We start from the raw sequence: 16,297 nt of genomic DNA, 5'->3' as shown, positions 1-16,297 counted from the left end.
TCGGAGAATGCACGGCCAGACTTCTGCGGTTCGGAGTTCCTTGTTCGATATTCGGACTTCTCTCCGCTATCATTTTGGTTGTCGGCTATGCCGCGTTAGGAAAGATAGCTGATATAGCTTTGCAGGACCTGGTTGTGACGTGCTCCCTTGTAAAATTCCATTGCCCTGTAGGAACGTTTGAAGTGATTATCCCGTATGGTGTTTGCCCAGCTATCCCTCACGCGAATTCCGATCGAGGAATCCTGTTCAAACGAATTTTGTACAATTAGATTCCCTTTGTTGTGCCCAAGTTCCAGCGGGCGATCGAGATCTTCGCTGCTTCCATCCAGATCAATTCCGACGGTCTCCGGACTGCATGTGACTGGATTTCCCTTGAACGTGTTGTTTTGGATCACAGAATCCTCCAACCGTTCCGCTCTGATTCCTCGAACGCAGTTTTCAAATGTGCATCCCTCCACTCGAATTCCCCGGTTAAAGCTCGTGCATTCGTTGGGTTGATTGCACTTCTTGCCGGTCAAAAGCAGCCCTCCGCGGTCAAATAAGATGTTTCGAAAGGTGATGTTTTCCGTTTGGTCCATCTCAATATTTCCTTCAAGCGTCAAGTTCTCCAGATTCAGATTCTTTGCTCTGCGAATCAGGATCAACGGGGACCGTCCCCGGATTACGGGCGAGACGGTATCGCCATAAATCGAGACCGGAGACGAGATGTTCTCCAGGATAATCGTTTCATTCAGCTGCCATTCCACGGATGGAATTCGAATTGATTTGCAGCCACGTTCCAGCGCAGTTTTCAGTGAGCTTGCCAGAGACGTCTCAGGATCCTTCTGAAGCACGCACTCCCTGGAGCTGACAGCTTCCGTCAATTGGGGCGAGTCGATAGCCGCTTCGATTTGTAAAAACGTCACCAGTATGATGGATGCGACAAGACATAAATTCATTACAACCTGAACAGATACGAAAACTTCAGGAAAAACTGATTGGCATCATTCAGCATTGCTCCCCGCGTGCGAATGACATGAGGCAATCCATTTTCCTCGATCAGACTCAAGTTTTGCCTGTTGCCGTTATAACCAACATACAGCGCAGTCCATGGATTCAGCAAATAAGTGAACAGCACATCGGCGTTCAGATTGCGGCGATCTTCCAGACTCGTGAGAACTGAACTCGCGATGGTTGTTTCATACTGGAGAATCACGCGAAGGGAGAAAGCGCGCGTGAATTGATAGTTTGCCCGGATGCTCACGATGTGATCATTGAAAATTGTGCTGTCCTCCGCGCGGAGTGCGGTAAAGAAATAGTTGTTACGCAATTGCAATCTGCGCAAAGGGCGAAGCACCATTCCTGTTGAAAAGAAAGTTCGATCTGCGCGAAAAGGAATTTGCCCCGAAGGCGGAACGAAATTGATGTCCTTACCCGCTTCATAAACCATCTCCAGAGTTGCCCATTTCCAGTAAGACGTCTGAAACTCGAGTCTCCATGCAGGCGTGCTGAAGTCAACATTGTCTTGCAGCACCGGAAAATCGATAGGACGCAGTCTTTGATGAAAATCAAAATACTCTAATCTCAAATTTGTTCGCTTCTTAAGCTCAAAAAAGATTCCTGGAGCCGCAATGGAATCCAATCGCGTGCCGTCATAATCCCAGGATTCCAACAGAGTCAATTCTGGTCCCCACGCGATAAGGACCTCTCCTTCCGGACGAAAATAGTAATGCGTGTTGACTTCCGTCTCTCGAAAATCTAGGCGCGGGATAAAACCTGCATGCGTACGAAACTCAGGCGAAATATCTTCATACGTCGCGGTGAGTTCAAACTTGCGTCCTGCTCTTTTCAGCTGGGCCAGATAGGCCGCTCCCGGTTCCTTGCTGCCATCAAGCGGATCATTCCAGCTACGAACTGCCTGTCCCGTTGCCTGCCAGTGGTCCCCCAACCGGAAACGAAAATCGGATCCCAGAACATAATTGTCTTCGCCTTCAAAATTCCTGCTGGTAAATAACAGCCCGATGGAGGATTGAGAAAGGAAGTCGCGCGTGAGTCGAACGACCGCAAAGTTCGCTTTGCTGTCAAATAGCGGACTGCTTTCAGGAACAATCTTTCCGGGCGCTTCATCATTCGTGTACAAAAAGCCAAGCGTGTAAGGACCCTGTTTTCCGGTGAATCTGCCGCCCAATTGTGGATCTGCCATCCGCCGCGTGAAGACAAGATTTAAAGGAGTTTCGAAGTACTGCGCATTCTCCAAAAAGAACGGACGCTTTTCGCGAAAGAATACTTCGAACCGCTGATTCACCGTGACCTGCGGTTCATCCGATTCTACCTGACTGAAATCCGGATTCACCGCCAGATCAAACACATTCGAATCCTTCAACACGAACTTCGCATCCAGCCCGGCAGCAGCGTCACTGCGATCCGTCAGAAATCCGGGAGGATCCGTTTCTCTTTGCAACAGACGAAAGGATCGAAACGTCGTATACGGAATCAATTGTAAACTCTTTCCCGACGAGATGTTTTTCAAACCGGTAAGAAGGGAACTTTGCGTCAAATATCCTTGAATGGATCGGGACATGTGCGGCCACGCGCTGTATTCATTGCTCCTGGCAATGCTTCTGCCGAAAAGAATTCTCCATGTATGTGAATCTTCAGAAGGAAAACGAATGCTCTTAAAGGGAACCGTCATCGATACGATGTATCCCTGGCCGGTTAGTTTTCCTTCCGAACGCCAGAGTGCATCGAAAGAAGCCTGATGTCCCCCCTGTGAATCAGCGCTGCCGGATGTTTCGGAGTATCGCGAATCCCACTGAACGCCAAGTGCATTCGTGGAAAAACAATAGGCGCGGCGCTGATCATTGAAGGTATCCAGATAAAACTCCACCCAGTCCTCATCTTCTGAAAAACCCTCACGACGGCTGATCGATGCAGCAATCCGCTCCGGATTCGAATCAAAACAGACGAAAATCACGTAAAGATTTGTATCGTCATAAGCAACATAGACGATGGTTTTTTGAGAAGCAGGCGCTCCATCGCTTGGAGTGGATTGCACAAAATCTTCGATGACTGCCATTTTTCCCAGCAAAGAAGCGCGTGGACGCATTTCTTCGAAATCGTCCAAACCGATTCGATGCGAAATTCTAGGAATGACAATCTGGGCAGTTGCACAGAATGCAAAATCAGCGGCGTAAAAAAAAAGGACTAGCAGGAGAACCCGCATGCTTGCATATAGTAGCATGACCAATCGTGGATCGTAATCGTGGATCGTACGATCATGATTTTCGATTACGATCAAGATCTCGATCACGATCCACGATTATTATTACCTGTGCGGAAGGCGTTCTCTTTCCTGTCGCAGGAATCCGGACTTCACGATGAAACAAGGGACTCCCTGGCTATTCTCAAATTTTGAAACGCCTCCGTTAATGGTCATGTTCTGGCGATTTGCCGACACGGTGAAACTGAGAATTGCCCGGGACGAATCGGATCCTTGAGCAATGATGATGCCGGCTCCATCCTCCGCATCAAATGTTGCATCGAAAAACTCCGCCGTCGTAAAGCAAGTCGGCACACCGCTGAGGGTAATCGAGCCTGACATCCTTCCGGATGCAAACGCATGTATGTCAACAGTTAGCTTTCCACTACGCAACCCCCCATCACTGATCGTGCCAAAATAGGTGCCGCTTACCGGATCTGCCAGAGCTGGCGGAACTCCGGAGGCACTATCTCCACTACACCCTGCAAACCTTAAGATGAAGAGCAAAGCCACGAAAAACTGAAGCATTTTGTTCAACATTGGTATCCTCCTTTCTGATCCTTCGCATTTGCAAAGGAGTCGCCAGAATCCTCTGTCGACGAGACGGCAAAGAAGGAAGAGGAAAAAGACCATCATGATTGATGTACATGCTATCAGGATTGAGGTAACAGGCGGGCTGGAAGCCGAGGTTGTTGAAAAATCAGTTGGAGCGCGGACTTCCAGTCCGCAAAAACCTGATCGCTCGACGACCATTTTGCGGGCAAGGATGCCCGTGCTCCAACTGGGACCGCCAGCATCTGGATTTTTCAACAAGCTCAGCCCGTAATGCAGGCTGGAAGCCTGCGCTCCGTTCTTGCAAAGTATCATATGGCATGCCATTATATGGTAATGATACATATAGCAAACACACTGTTTAACCGGGAGCTCAAGAAAGGAAGCGCGGGGCTTCTCATTCTTTCGTTGATTGAACATCGCCCGCGGCACGGATATGAAATCAGCAAACTGATCGAAGAACGTTCCGAAGGCGCCCTCAAATTCCATGTGGCCTCCTTATATCCGTTGCTCTACCGGCTGGAGAAGCGTGGATTGATCCAGGGACGATGGGTCGAAAAGACCGGACAGAGACGGCGGCGTTATTACCGCTTGACCCCGCAGGGAAGAAAAATGTTGAAGGAGCAACGCAGTCTCTGGCAGGATTTTGCGCACGCAATGAATTTGATTACTGGAGCTAAGCATGCCTGATTGGCGACAGGAAATTGCATCCTTTATCAAAGACCTGGATTTGGATCCGGGCAAAGAAGCAGAAATTGTTGAAGAGCTCAGTCAGCACCTGAACGACAGGTATCAGGATCTGGTCACGCAGGGAATTCCGGCGGATCGCGCTTATCAAACCGTGATGGAAGAATTCAATGGCGGAAAACTCGCAAGCGAGTTGCGTTCTTCGCTGAAATCGGATCAGCGGCGAACCCTGCCTGAAGAGCCGGAACGCCAGGAAAATCGCATCGCAGAACTGTGGCAAAACTTGCGTTACGGCGCGCGCATTTTGCGATTCAATCCAGGATTTGCATCGATCATGATTCTATCGCTTGCCCTGGGAATCGGAGCCAACACAGCAATTTTCCAACTGTTGAATGCAGTGCGCCTTCGCACATTGCCTGTGGAAAAACCACAGGAGCTGGCGAACATCAAGATTGTTAAATCGCCCAACGGCCGAACCGGCCGCGCTACTGGAAACAGTCCTCAGTTAACCAACGCGATCTGGGAGCTGGTGCGCGATCAACAGCAGGGTTTTTCTAAAACAGCAGCCTGGTACTCGCAAAGGCTGAATCTAAATCAAGGTGGCGAAGCGCGGTACGCGCAAACGTTATTCGTGAGTGGAAACTTCTTTGACACTCTTGGTGTACATCCTGTTCTGGGCCGTCTGATCTCCGGTGGCGATGATCAACCCAGTTGCGGATCCGGCGCAGCCGTGATCCATGAATCTTTCTGGCAGCGCGAATACGGCGGAAACAGATCTGTGCTCGGACGGAAGATTACGCTGGAGGGCCGGCCATTTGAGATTTCAGGCGTGATTCCCGCCAGCTTTTTCGGAATGGAAGTAGGAAGACATTTTGATATCGCGGTTCCGTTATGCGCCGAGCAATTTATCCATGCGGAAGAACCGTTCCTGAAAGGAGCGGATACCTGGTGGCTTGCTGCAGTGGGACGCATCAAGCCGGATTGGGAATTGGATCGCGCGTCCGCTCAACTTGTAGCGATTTCTCGCGGCATTTTCGAGGCAACAACTCCTTCCACTTATTCTGCATCCGATAAGAAAAGTTATAACGAAATGGAATTGGGGGCGATGCCGGCAAGTAATGGCCTTTCGAACGTGCGGCTTCAATACGAAAACCCGCTCTGGATCCTTCTTGCGATTTCTGGATTCGTATTGTTGATCGCTTGCGCGAACCTTGCGAATTTGATGATCGCCAGAGCGAGCGCGCGTCAAAAAGAGATGGCGGTGCGTTTGGCGCTGGGGGCTTCGCGAGCCCGGTTGATCCGCCAGATGCTGTCTGAAAGTTTGATGCTGGCTGTTGCCGGAGGCTTACTGGGAGCCGGTCTTGCGCAGGCACTCAGCCGAGCGCTGATCTCATTCTTAAGCACAGAGCGCAGCATTCTTTTCCTGGATTTGCGACCGGACTGGCGGATTCTTTTATTCACTGCAGGATTAGCGATTTTCACCTGCGCATTTTTTGGGTTGATGCCGGCCATTCAAGCTTCCCGTACACCACCCGGAGAGGCCATGAAAGCGTACAGCCGCGGAAACACATCCGAGCGTTCGCGATTTGAATCGAGACGCCTTCTGGTTGTTTCACAAGTTGCTCTTTCCTTGATCCTCGTTGTCGGCGCACTGCTTTTTGTGCGGACTTTTCACAATCTGACAACACTGGATGCAGGTTTTCAACAGGAGCGTCTTATTGTCAGCAGTTTCGACTTCACGCCACTCAACATTCCACCGGAACAACGGATCGCCTATAAAAAAGAGATTCGTGAGAAAATCCGTTCCCTTCGCCCCGTTCAATCAGCGGCCGGTGTTGCAATTGTTCCCCTCAGTGGTAGCGGTTGGAATGAATTCATTTCGATACCGGATGTAACCGTTCAAAGAGAGCTTGCGAATTTTAATCAGGTTAGTGATGGATTCTTCCAAACTATGGGTACACGGTTGATTGCCGGACGCGACTTCAATCACATGGATACAGCACAATCGCCACTCGTCGCGATCGTAACGCAAACCTTTGTGAGCAAATTTCTGAAAAAGCAAAACCCGGTTGGAATGAGCTTTCGAGTGACTCAAGCTGAAGGCCTGCCGGACAAGGTTTTCCAGATTATCGGTCTTGTGAACGATACAAAATATACCGAGCTTCGCGAAGAATTTACGCCGATCGTTTTCGTGCCGGAAAGCCAGGACCCAAATCCCGATCAGGAAGCGTGGCTCATCGTTCGTTCCACTGAAACACTCGCCGATCTTACGTCTGCCATTAAGGGAGCCGCGAGGGAACTGAATCCTGCCATCGGACTTGAGTTTCGCGTATTCCGTACCATGATCAAACAGCGACTTTTGCGTGAACGATTGATGGCTACGCTTGCCGGCTTCTTCGGATTTCTTGCAGCGATTCTTGCGATGATCGGTCTGTACGGAGTGATCTCTTACATGGTGGTCCGGCGCAAAAATGAAATCGGCATTCGCATCGCACTCGGCGCGAATCGCCAGAATATTCTTGCGATGATCATGCGCGAAGCAACCACTCTGTTAATCGCCGGACTTGCCGTGGGAACATTGCTGGCGCTTGTTACGGCAAGCGTCGCAAAAGCCCTGATTTTCGGAATGCAGCCGAATGATCCACTGACTCTGATTCTCTCGGTCGTCGTTCTCGCGGTTATCGCAACTCTGGCGAGCTTCCTTCCCGCAAAACGCGCGTCCACTTTGAATCCGATCCAGGCCCTGCGCGAAGAATAAAAACAAAGTAGCGCGGGCGTCTCGCCTGCGCACCCACGCAGACGGGACGTCCGCGCTACCTTTGCTATTATAGGTTCCATGAGCAAAGGACGGCTGGAAGCGTTTAGCGACGGTGTGATTGCAATCATCATCACAATCATGGTGCTGGAAATGAAAGTGCCGCATGGAGCGGATCTGATTGACCTGACTCCAGTCCTGCCTGCGTTTCTTACTTACCTGCTCAGTTTTGTTTTCCTGGGTATCTACTGGAACAACCATCATCATCTGCTGCAGCTGGTTCATCATGTGAATGGACGAATCCTGTGGGCAAATCTGCATCTGCTCTTCTGGCTATCGCTTATACCTTTTGTAACCGGTTGGATGGGTGAGAATCATTTTGCGCCATGGCCGGTCGCGCTTTACGGAACTGTGCTGCTGTTTTCCGCCATTGCTTACTTCATACTGACGCTTACCTTGGTCGCGCAGCACGGCAGCGATTCCGCTCTTGCAAAAGCCCTTGGCAGCGATTTCAAAGGCAAGATATCGGTTTTGATCTATGCGGTTGCCATTCCGCTCTCCTTCTACAACGCAGTTCTTTCCTGCGGATTGTATGTTGTTGTTGCTGTAACGTGGCTGGTTCCCGACCGCCGCCTGGAAAAATCTGTTAACAGAAGCTAACAAAGAGAACAAAGATTTCTGATTTTTTACAGAAGGACGCAAAGAACGCAAAGATTTTATGTCTTTTTCTTCGCGTCCTTTGCGAGCTTCTGTTAAAAATTCTCAGGCGGTTTTGAGGAAGCGGACGATACGTTCGAAGAGTTTTTGAACTTTCAGTGGTTTGTAATAGATTCCGATGATTCCCGGATGCCGCGCCAGACGGAGTTGCGTTGAATCCCCGGCAGAATTTAGGATTACGTACGAGGGGAGATTCCGCGTCTCAAAAGCTTTTTCTGCAAACTGAGTGGCGGTCATGTCTTCGTATTGCCCGGCAGCGATCAACAAATGCGGAGTATCAACCGCGAGCTCCTGAAGAGCATGCTGTGGAGTAAAACAAACCCGCACCTTCACGTGCGCCTGCGACAATTTATTGATCAACTCTCCAAGGGTATCTGAATCGTCAAGTATCAGAACACTTTTATTCATCTTTAGGCAGTCCTGAGTGAAATTTCCGTATCTGTTATAATACTTCGTCTTCCATGAAGATTCTAACAAAAAACAAGATCGTTGAGGCTTTCCATTTCCCTTTTACGGAGGCCCTGATCTTCTCGATTCTTGTCTGGTCCGCCTGGGGGCTTGCGGAAGCCTTTTACTGGGATCGCATCTCTCCAATGCTGGATTCCAATGTCCCAAGGGCAGACTCCTTCATATACATGCACGCATTTTTTATTTACGTTGCGATTGCGGCATTTCTTGCGCCCCTGATTTATGTTGGCATGCGGATTCTGCTTGCAGCGTTTGATTTGCACAATTCGCGAACGTTTCGCGCAGCCACGCTGTGCGTCATTCTGGGAATGTTTTTGATTGCGGCTTTATTTCACTATTTAAATTCCAGCTATTTGGTCATACTTCTAGGGATCGCTTTTTCATTCTTTCTTCTTTTTTTACTTTACCGTTGGGCATCCGGAGATGATTTCAGAATTCGCCGGTCCGGAACAATGATGTTGAGTATTTTTGTGATTTCCGTAGTGCTCTCTTTTGTTCCTTTTCCCATTTTTTCTTCAGAGTCCAATCCGAAGCAGCAGAAACAGGCCCAACCAGGTTATCGCAGGTTGATGGCTTATCATTATCTATTGCCACTGCTGGAACCATAACGGAGACTTTCATGTGTGAGTTCTTGAACGATCAAAATCGCCGCAGACTCATTGAATGGCGCCGCGATTTCCATGCGCATCCGGAGCTTGCCTACCAGGAGAACCGGACAGCAGGAATTGTTGCAGCGCATTTAAGGCAATGCGGTTATGAAGTGAAGACTGCCATCGGCCGGACCGGTGTGGTGGGCGTGATGGCCGGAAAACCGCAAGGCAAGACGTTAATGTTGCGCGCGGACATGGACTGCTTGCCTGTCCAGGAAGAGAACGACACACCCTACAAATCGGTTCATGAGGGGCGCATGCACGCTTGCGGACACGATGGGCACACGGCCATTTTGATGGCGGTCGCCGAGCACCTCCAAAAGAAGCGGCAGACTTTGCAGGGAACTGCAAAACTCGTTTTTCAACCGGCTGAGGAAGGAGGAAATGGGTCCGAGCGCATGATCCAGGATGGCGTGCTTTTGAATCCACAGGTGGATGCAGCTTTTGGACTTCATCTATGGAATGACAAACCGATCGGAAAAATTGCGCTGAACCCTGGTGCTTTAATGGCAGGTGTTCATTCGTTCGATCTCACGATTCACGGGAAAGGAGGGCACGGCGCAGCACCCCATCAAACGATAGACACGATCGTTGCCTCGGCCCAGGTCATCAATAATCTACAAACAATTGTGAGCCGCAATGTGGATCCGCTGGAAACTGCGGTTGTTACGGTTGCTTCCATTCACTCCGGTTCCGCTTTTAATGTGATCGCAGAAACCGCTTCACTGAAAGGAACTGTCCGCTACTTCAGCCGCGCTCTTGGCGAACAGTTACCGCTAATTTTTGAACGCATCGTTTCCGGCACCACGCAATCTCTGGGAGCCACCTATTCATTGAAATACGAAAAGCTCACGCCACCTACAATTAATGATCCTCGTATGGCGGAGTTCATTCGTGAAGTGGCTTCGGAAGTTGTCGGAAGCGAGAATGTCATTATGGATGCGCGCACAATGGGCGGCGAAGACATGTCTTTCTTTCTGAATGAAGTTCCGGGATGTTTCTTCTTTGTTGGATCGCGGAACGAGCAACAGAATCTCATTTATCCGCACCATTCGCCGAAATTTGATTTCGATGAGGCCGCCATGGAAATTGGTGTAGAAGTATTGTGTCGCGCCGCCGAAAAATTCCTTTCCTGAGAGGTTACACATGGAAAGCACAGAATTTGTAAAGGAACTGTACGAGCTTCAACAACAGATGTTATCCGGTCTGGATAACCTGGAGCTTGTGCAATCGGAATCGGACAACAATCTTGATCTGCCGAATCTTTTGAAGATTGCATTGAAAAACGAGATAGAAGCAAGCGAGCTTGCCGCATATTGGATCAGCTCAACGCCGGAAATTGATGTCAAACTCGGTTTTGCCCGCCAGGCAGGAGACGAAGCAAAACACTATAGACTGATCGAAAAACGTCTCGCAGAAATGGGAGTAGATCTTTCGGGATTTAATCCTCTTGCTATGGGATATTCAAAAATGTTTGAGTACTTAAAATCGATTGATGATACGGTAACGCGGCTTGCGTGCGGACAATTCATGCGTGAGGGAATCGCCGTGAAACGAAATGAGCAATTCATTAAGCTGTGCGAATCGCGTGGCGACGAAGAAACAGCGAAGCTCTACCGGGACATCATTCAGCCCGATGAGCAATACCATCACCAGCTGGGAAAAACGATGCTGGAGAAATACGCGCACACGCCCTCAGCGCAGCAGGCAGCGCGCGAGGCGGTGATGAAAACATTGCAAATCGCCGAAGAGCTTCGCGGAATCGCGGAAAAGAAGCTCGGTGTGAGCCAGATTCCCGGGTGTTAGATGGAAATCAAAAAAATCAGCGTGCTGGGCGCCGGAATCATGGGCGCCGGAATTGCTCACGTTGCAGCTGCCGGCGGTTTTAGAACTCAACTCTACGATATCAGCAAGGAAATTCTGGAAGGCGCGCTGAAGCAGATCCGGTCCAATTTGCAAAAAGGCGTGGAGCTGAAGAAGATCACGCAGGCGCAGATGGAAGCTGCAATCTCAAACATCGACTGCTGCGAAGATCTTGACAAAGCGGCCCAGGCGGATTTCATCATTGAAGCGGTCCCCGAAAACATTGCGCTAAAACTGAAAATCTATTCCGCTCTCGATAAAGCTGCTCCGCGGGAAACCTGTTTTGCAAGCAATACTTCCGGTCTGAGCATCACGGAAATGGCCGCCGCTACTTCCCGACCTGACAAGTTCATCGGAATGCATTTTTTCAATCCCGTTCACAAGATGAAACTCGTTGAAATCATTCGCGGTCTGGAAACGAACGATGAAACTTACCGGATCACAGATGAAGTTGCGCGTATCATGGGCAAAGAGACGGTTTCCGTTCGTGAATCTCCCGGTTTCGTTACGAGCCGCATCAATGCGCTGATCGGCAATGAAGCGTTTTACATGCTGCAGGAAGGAATCGCGAGCGCGGAAGATATCGATAAAGCGCTGAAACTGGGACTCAATCATCCGATGGGACCGTTTGAGCTTGTGGATCTTGTAGGGCTGGATACCCGTTTGAGCATCCTGAATCATTTACACGAAACTCTCGGCGATAAATACCGTCCCTGTCCGCTGCTGGTCAAGTACGTGAAGGCCGGGCGGCTGGGTAGAAAAGCCGGCAAAGGAGTCTATGACTATCCGGAGAACAAACAATGATCGATCTAAAAAATGTTAAATATGAAGTGCGCGACAAAATTGCATGGATCACGATCGATCGTCCGGAAGTTAGAAACGCTCTTGATCTGCAAACTGTAAATGAATTGCACGCGGTCATTGCCGGCTTCCAGGAAGCGGATGATGCATCGGTCGCTGTATTATCCGGATCGGGCGAAAAGGTATTCGTCTCCGGCGCCGATATCCGGGATATCCGGTCCCGCAACAAATTAGATGCTTTGAAAGGGATCAATTCGCGCCTCTTTAAAGCGATAGAAGATTGTGAAAAACCTGTGATCGCTGCAGTCAACGGTCTTGCGCTGGGTGGCGGATGCGAGCTTGCACTGTCCTGTGACATTCGTGTGTGCAGCGAGAATGCAAAATTCGGTTTGCCGGAGGCATCTCTTGGCATCATTCCCGGGGCAGGTGGAATGTATCGCATGTCGCGAGTTGCCGGAGTGGGAATCACAAAAGAATTGATACTGACCGGCGAAGCAATCGATGCGCAGCGGGCTTTGCAGGTGGGCCTTGTATCCCGCGTTGTTCCGCAAAGCGACCTGCACAAAACGGCGGAACAGATTGCTCAAAAAATTCTTTCACGCGGTCCGCTCGCCATTCGTCTGGCGAAGCGCTCTTTAAATCTCATCACACAGATGTCCACCGAAGCAGCCATGGCTCTGGAATCCTTCGCTCAGGGAATTCTGTTTGAATCGGAAGATAAAGAAGAAGGAACGAGCGCCTTCCTGGAAAAAAGAGCTCCCAAGTTCAAAGGCAAGTAATGACTTTTGCGCTCGCCTGTACGTTTGTGGGAGTCGTCTTTGGCAGCGCACTGACACTTCAGATTCTGGTCATTCCCATTTTGATGGGACGTATCCAGGATCGTTCCGCGGTCACTCGCATCTCGAACGAATCGCTGAAACGACATCATACGATTTCCGTGATTCTCCTAACAGCTGCTGCCATCCTCTTTTTTATGGCATCCAGGCTGCCCGCGTTAACTCTAACCGGAGTTCTGGTGGCTCTGAATCTTTATCAGCGATTCTGGATCTTCACGAAACTGCATCTGGTAAAACAACCAATCGGTGTCCAGGACCTGATCCAGCCCGATAACGTTTTGCGCGAAGAATTTAACCGGCTTCAGCGGCGCGTCTACTGGATCTTTCGATTGCACTTTTTTTTGCTTTTCATTGACCTGCTAGTCGCCGCATTCTAGAATAAGCACGCATGATTAAGAGCTTGATACTCTACATGAGTGACCAGCCGCGTCTGCAGCGAATGGCCTCGAATATGGAAGTCTCCCGGCGCGTGGCCCACCGTTTTGTTGCCGGTGAGAAAGTCAGGGAGGCTGTTGAGGCGGTCCAGGTGCTGAATCAAAAAGGATTCAGCGCGACGCTTGATTATCTGGGTGAGATGGTAACAAAACCGGACGAGGCATCGCACGCCACGCAGGAATACCTGGCGGCTCTGAGCCAGATCCATTTGCATAATTTGAATTCCAACGTTTCGTTGAAATTGACGCAGTTCGGTCTTGGTATCGATGAGGAATTGTGCAGATCCAATGTGGAACAGGTTATAAAACTCGCGGGAGATTTTAACAATTTTGTCCGGATCGACATGGAAGGCTCACCCTGTACGGATGCCACAATCCGTATTTTTACTAGCTTGCGCCGCCAGTATGAAAATGTCGGTATCGTGTTTCAAGCGTATTTGTTTCGATCGGAAAACGATATCCAAGATGCTTTGGCGCTGCATTCCCGAATCCGGCTTTGCAAAGGCGCTTACAAAGAACCGCCGGAAATTGCATTCAAAAAAAAGAGCGCCACGGATGCAAATTTTGTAAAATTGATGAAGATTTTGTTGAAAAGTAGCGTTTATCATGGAATCGCCACGCATGATCCTGCCATGATTGCTGCAACGAAAGAGTTTGCGCAAAAGGAAAGTATCGACAAAAAGCATTTTGAATTTCAAATGCTCTATGGCGTGAGACGGGATCTGCAGGAGAATCTGCTGAAAGAGGGCTATCCCGTACGGATCTATGTTCCTTATGGCGAAGAATGGTACTCCTACTTGATGCGACGAATGGCGGAACGTCCCGCTAACTTGCTTTTTGTGTTAAGAAATCTATTACGCGGATGAAAATATTATGGCTGAGCGTCTATTCACTGCTGAAGAAGCAGACAACTTGATTCCGAGTTTGGAACTGATCGTATCCAACATACAGGAGCACCGCAAGACAGCTTTAATTCTTGGTAAAGAGCTGGAAGCAATTCAGGCGCGCATTCAATCCGGTGAAAACGTAGTTGCGTCGGAACTGATGAACAAGCGCACGGAATTGGAATTCATCATAGAGATCATTCAGGAAGGCATGAATCAAATTGAAGAGCTTGGGGGTCAACTGAAGGATCTCGATATGGGATTGGTCGATTTTCCTGCAATTATCGAGGAGGAAGAGGTGCTTTTGTGCTGGAAGTTCGGTGAAAAATCGATCGGCTTCTACCATGGTTGGACCGATGGTTACGCAGGCCGGAAACCCCTGAAGAAAAGTTAAAGGGTTCAAGAGTTCAATTGTTCAAGAGTTTGGGATGCGCTTTTCACGTATAAGATTTAGCATTTAACTGCGATGGATCTACTTAATAAGTACGGATACAGTCTGGTTTTTGCGGTGGCTCTGTTGGAACAGCTGGGGTTGCCGATTCCGCTGGCGCCAATCCTTCTTTTGGCCGGAGCAGTGGCTGCAAGCGGCAGTCTGTCCCTGACTCTTGTGGTAGTTTTTGCTGTTCTTGCAGCTCTGATAGGAGATACGGTCTGGTACTATCTTGGCAAGAAAAAAGGCCGCTCTGTTTTGAAAATGCTGTGCTATATGTCGTTGAGTCCCGAAACTTGCGTAAGAAAAACGGAAGATAGTTTTCTGAAATATGGAATGAATTCACTGCTCTTCGCGAAGTTTGTTCCCGGATTGAACACCATCGCTCCCCCAATGGCCGGACTGGTGGGATCGCGGTTTCCTGCATTTTTCTTTCGCGATCTAGCCGGCGCTCTGGTCTACGTCCTCGCATTTCTAATTCCTGGTTATTTTTTTGAAAAAGAAATTTTTCAGGTCACAGATATCTTCGAGCTGCTGGGGAAAACTTTTTTCTGGCTTCTCATCGGCGGACTCATTTGTTACGTCCTCATTAAATACATCAAGCTCAAACTTTTGCAACGAATGCTTTACAAAGAGCGAATCACAGCGCAGGAGCTTCACGAGAGGATGAGCGCCGGAGAAGAATTCATTATCGTTGATATCCGGCAGAATCTGCGTTTCGATCCGAAATCGGGATTCATTCCGGGCGCACGCCGCATACCACCGGGAGACATTGATCAACATCTGCCGACGCTCGATAAAGAGCGCTGGATCGTAATGTATTGCACGTGACCCAGCGAATTTACCAGCGCCCGTGTGGCGAAATTATTGTTTGATCGGGGTTACCGGAAAGTGAGACCGTTGCTGGGCGGGTTTGACGCATGGGTACAAGCAGGTTTTCCGGTGGAGGCTTTTTCCAATGCCGGAGAGACTGCTTGAGAAAGATCAAAACACCTCCGGAAAAAAGGATCGGCGAGATTCTGAAACTCCTGAAAAAAGCGTATCCCGATGCTCGTTGTTCGCTGAATTACACAACTCCGTTTGAGCTCTTAATCGCGACAATCCTCTCCGCGCAATGCACGGATGCAAGAGTCAATCAGGTAACCAAAGATTTGTTCCGTAAGTATCCTGGCCCGCAAGACTACTTGAACGTGCCGGAAGAAGAGTTGCAAAATGACATCCGCACCACTGGCTTTTTCCGCAATAAAACAAAGAGCATACGTGGCGCCAGCAAGAAGTTGTTGGAAGATTTTGGAGGCGAAGTTCCTTCAACCATGGATCAGTTGCTAACGCTGCCGGGAGTTGCGCGCAAGACTGCTAACGTGGTTCTGGGAAACGCATTTAACATCACTTCGGGAATTGTGGTCGATACACATGTGAGTCGTGTCAGTCAAAGATTGGGACTAACAAAACAGACTCAACCGGAAAAGATCGAACAGAGTTTGATGAAGTTGGTCCCCAAAAAAGAATGGGTTGCTTTCAGTCACCGTTTGATCATGCATGGCCGCTATGTTTGCAAGGCTCCTAAGCCGGATTGCCCCAACTGCATCCTAAACGACCTCTGCCCTTCTTCAACGGTCTGAAGCAAAGTAGTGCGGGCGTCCCGCCGGCGACTTTCGCAGACGAGACGTCCGCGCTACTTTGTTTAAATCTTCATTGTGACAGCGACACCATCGCGGATGGGCAGAATCGTTGAGAAGGCGCTGGGCGTGTTGAAGATCATTTCGTTGTAGTGAATGATTGCGCGAGTTGATACATCGGGCTGGGACTCAAGGATTCTACCGGACCAGAGCACATTGTCCGTGATAAACAATCCACCTTTACGGAGTCGCGGAAATCCTTTCAAAAAACCGGAAGGATACTGATGTTTGTCGATATCCATGAAAATGATATCGAATTCCCCCTGCTGCTGATCGAGAGTTTCCAATGCATCACCACGAAAG

At 49.4% G+C, this 16,297-nt stretch carries 19 protein-coding genes; 14 read left to right on the top strand and 5 right to left on the bottom strand.

Going from position 1 to position 16,297, the window contains the following annotated elements:
* Nucleotides 1-95 precede the first annotated feature (95 nt).
* From L0156_20210 to L0156_20200, 3 genes are read right to left on the bottom strand one after another with little or no spacing between them, the layout of a single operon-like run.
* Complete coding sequence (locus tag L0156_20210; protein MCI0605314.1) at nucleotides 96-938, bottom strand: hypothetical protein; 843 nt, start codon at nucleotides 936-938, stop codon at nucleotides 96-98.
* Nucleotides 938-3,289, bottom strand: coding sequence for a carbohydrate binding family 9 domain-containing protein (locus L0156_20205; GenBank protein MCI0605313.1), 2,352 nt, complete (start codon nucleotides 3,287-3,289; stop codon nucleotides 938-940). The genes L0156_20210 and L0156_20205 overlap by 1 nt, the downstream gene beginning before the upstream one ends.
* Nucleotides 3,290-3,304: 15 nt before the next feature.
* On the bottom strand, nucleotides 3,305-3,778 hold the full coding sequence (locus L0156_20200; protein ID MCI0605312.1) for a hypothetical protein: 474 nt from the start codon (nucleotides 3,776-3,778) through the stop codon (nucleotides 3,305-3,307).
* 94 nt (nucleotides 3,779-3,872) lie between these two features.
* Here L0156_20200 and L0156_20195 point away from each other — a divergent pair, with 94 nt between their 5' ends.
* The 4 genes from L0156_20195 (at nucleotide 3,873) to L0156_20180 (ending at nucleotide 7,892) form a co-directional block, all read left to right on the top strand.
* Nucleotides 3,873-4,064 carry a hypothetical protein gene (locus L0156_20195; protein MCI0605311.1) on the top strand — a complete coding sequence of 64 codons (192 nt, stop codon included), beginning with the start codon at nucleotides 3,873-3,875 and terminating at the stop codon, nucleotides 4,062-4,064.
* Between the two features lie 62 nt (nucleotides 4,065-4,126).
* Complete coding sequence (locus tag L0156_20190; GenBank protein ID MCI0605310.1) at nucleotides 4,127-4,480, top strand: PadR family transcriptional regulator; 354 nt, start codon at nucleotides 4,127-4,129, stop codon at nucleotides 4,478-4,480.
* The gene (locus L0156_20185) at nucleotides 4,473-7,235 is read left to right on the top strand and encodes an ABC transporter permease (protein ID MCI0605309.1); all 2,763 of its coding nucleotides are present in this window, start codon (nucleotides 4,473-4,475) and stop codon (nucleotides 7,233-7,235) included. Before L0156_20190 ends, L0156_20185 begins: the two co-directional genes overlap by 8 nt.
* Nucleotides 7,236-7,313: 78 nt before the next feature.
* Complete coding sequence (locus tag L0156_20180) at nucleotides 7,314-7,892, top strand: TMEM175 family protein (protein ID MCI0605308.1); 579 nt, start codon at nucleotides 7,314-7,316, stop codon at nucleotides 7,890-7,892.
* A 102-nt stretch (nucleotides 7,893-7,994) separates the two neighbouring features.
* Here L0156_20180 and L0156_20175 read toward each other — a convergent pair whose 3' ends face one another.
* Entirely contained in the window at nucleotides 7,995-8,357 is a 363-nt protein-coding gene (locus tag L0156_20175; GenBank protein MCI0605307.1) for a hypothetical protein, read from the bottom strand.
* A 53-nt stretch (nucleotides 8,358-8,410) separates the two neighbouring features.
* Between L0156_20175 and L0156_20170 the strand changes: the two genes are divergently transcribed.
* The 10 genes from L0156_20170 to nth all read left to right on the top strand — a co-directional run bounded on the left by L0156_20170 (nucleotide 8,411) and on the right by nth (nucleotide 15,937).
* A complete protein-coding gene (locus tag L0156_20170) occupies nucleotides 8,411-9,025 on the top strand; it encodes a transglutaminaseTgpA domain-containing protein (GenBank protein ID MCI0605306.1) in 615 nt (204 codons plus the stop codon).
* Nucleotides 9,026-9,036: 11 nt separating this feature from the next.
* Complete coding sequence (locus L0156_20165) at nucleotides 9,037-10,203, top strand: amidohydrolase (protein ID MCI0605305.1); 1,167 nt, start codon at nucleotides 9,037-9,039, stop codon at nucleotides 10,201-10,203.
* 10 nt (nucleotides 10,204-10,213) lie between these two features.
* Entirely contained in the window at nucleotides 10,214-10,873 is a 660-nt protein-coding gene (locus L0156_20160; protein ID MCI0605304.1) for a ferritin-like domain-containing protein, read from the top strand.
* Nucleotides 10,874-11,734: a 3-hydroxyacyl-CoA dehydrogenase gene (locus tag L0156_20155; GenBank protein ID MCI0605303.1), complete on the top strand. Its 861-nt coding sequence runs from the start codon at nucleotides 10,874-10,876 to the stop codon at nucleotides 11,732-11,734. It begins immediately after the preceding gene.
* Nucleotides 11,731-12,510, top strand: coding sequence for an enoyl-CoA hydratase-related protein (locus L0156_20150; protein ID MCI0605302.1), 780 nt, complete (start codon nucleotides 11,731-11,733; stop codon nucleotides 12,508-12,510). The genes L0156_20155 and L0156_20150 overlap by 4 nt, the downstream gene beginning before the upstream one ends.
* Entirely contained in the window at nucleotides 12,510-12,944 is a 435-nt protein-coding gene (locus L0156_20145; protein MCI0605301.1) for a hypothetical protein, read from the top strand. The genes L0156_20150 and L0156_20145 overlap by 1 nt, the downstream gene beginning before the upstream one ends.
* Before the next feature lie 11 nt (nucleotides 12,945-12,955).
* Nucleotides 12,956-13,867, top strand: coding sequence for a proline dehydrogenase family protein (locus tag L0156_20140; GenBank protein ID MCI0605300.1), 912 nt, complete (start codon nucleotides 12,956-12,958; stop codon nucleotides 13,865-13,867).
* A gap of 7 nt (nucleotides 13,868-13,874) precedes the next feature.
* Entirely contained in the window at nucleotides 13,875-14,279 is a 405-nt protein-coding gene (locus L0156_20135) for a DUF2203 domain-containing protein (GenBank protein ID MCI0605299.1), read from the top strand.
* Nucleotides 14,280-14,351: 72 nt separating this feature from the next.
* Complete coding sequence (locus L0156_20130; protein MCI0605298.1) at nucleotides 14,352-15,146, top strand: VTT domain-containing protein; 795 nt, start codon at nucleotides 14,352-14,354, stop codon at nucleotides 15,144-15,146.
* Between the two features lie 143 nt (nucleotides 15,147-15,289).
* A complete protein-coding gene (gene nth / locus L0156_20125; GenBank protein ID MCI0605297.1) occupies nucleotides 15,290-15,937 on the top strand; it encodes an endonuclease III in 648 nt (215 codons plus the stop codon).
* Nucleotides 15,938-15,999: 62 nt separating this feature from the next.
* Here the strand turns inward: nth and L0156_20120 are convergent.
* Nucleotides 16,000-16,297 (bottom strand): methyltransferase (locus L0156_20120; protein ID MCI0605296.1); only part of this gene is annotated, 298 nt, incomplete at its 5' end.

It is taken from the genome of bacterium (assembly GCA_022616075.1).
Lineage (GTDB): Bacteria > Acidobacteriota > HRBIN11 > JAKEFK01 > JAKEFK01 > JAKEFK01.
This window is presented reverse-complemented; position numbering and strand designations above follow the sequence as displayed.

What these genes read in the sequence shown, in the direction of transcription:
- L0156_20210 (MCI0605314.1), bottom strand. Translation starts at nt 938, where the DNA reads ATGAATTTATGTCTTGTCGCATCCATCATACTGGTGACGTTTTTACAA.
- L0156_20200 (MCI0605312.1), bottom strand. Translation starts at nt 3,778, where the DNA reads ATGTTGAACAAAATGCTTCAGTTTTTCGTGGCTTTGCTCTTCATCTTA.
- L0156_20195 (MCI0605311.1), top strand. Translation starts at nt 3,873, where the DNA reads ATGATTGATGTACATGCTATCAGGATTGAGGTAACAGGCGGGCTGGAA.
- L0156_20190 (MCI0605310.1), top strand. Translation starts at nt 4,127, where the DNA reads ATGATACATATAGCAAACACACTGTTTAACCGGGAGCTCAAGAAAGGA.
- L0156_20185 (MCI0605309.1), top strand. Translation starts at nt 4,473, where the DNA reads ATGCCTGATTGGCGACAGGAAATTGCATCCTTTATCAAAGACCTGGAT.
- L0156_20180 (MCI0605308.1), top strand. Translation starts at nt 7,314, where the DNA reads ATGAGCAAAGGACGGCTGGAAGCGTTTAGCGACGGTGTGATTGCAATC.
- L0156_20175 (MCI0605307.1), bottom strand. Translation starts at nt 8,357, where the DNA reads ATGAATAAAAGTGTTCTGATACTTGACGATTCAGATACCCTTGGAGAG.
- L0156_20170 (MCI0605306.1), top strand. Translation starts at nt 8,411, where the DNA reads ATGAAGATTCTAACAAAAAACAAGATCGTTGAGGCTTTCCATTTCCCT.
- L0156_20165 (MCI0605305.1), top strand. Translation starts at nt 9,037, where the DNA reads ATGTGTGAGTTCTTGAACGATCAAAATCGCCGCAGACTCATTGAATGG.
- L0156_20160 (MCI0605304.1), top strand. Translation starts at nt 10,214, where the DNA reads ATGGAAAGCACAGAATTTGTAAAGGAACTGTACGAGCTTCAACAACAG.
- L0156_20155 (MCI0605303.1), top strand. Translation starts at nt 10,874, where the DNA reads ATGGAAATCAAAAAAATCAGCGTGCTGGGCGCCGGAATCATGGGCGCC.
- L0156_20150 (MCI0605302.1), top strand. Translation starts at nt 11,731, where the DNA reads ATGATCGATCTAAAAAATGTTAAATATGAAGTGCGCGACAAAATTGCA.
- L0156_20145 (MCI0605301.1), top strand. Translation starts at nt 12,510, where the DNA reads ATGACTTTTGCGCTCGCCTGTACGTTTGTGGGAGTCGTCTTTGGCAGC.
- L0156_20140 (MCI0605300.1), top strand. Translation starts at nt 12,956, where the DNA reads ATGATTAAGAGCTTGATACTCTACATGAGTGACCAGCCGCGTCTGCAG.
- L0156_20135 (MCI0605299.1), top strand. Translation starts at nt 13,875, where the DNA reads ATGGCTGAGCGTCTATTCACTGCTGAAGAAGCAGACAACTTGATTCCG.
- L0156_20130 (MCI0605298.1), top strand. Translation starts at nt 14,352, where the DNA reads ATGGATCTACTTAATAAGTACGGATACAGTCTGGTTTTTGCGGTGGCT.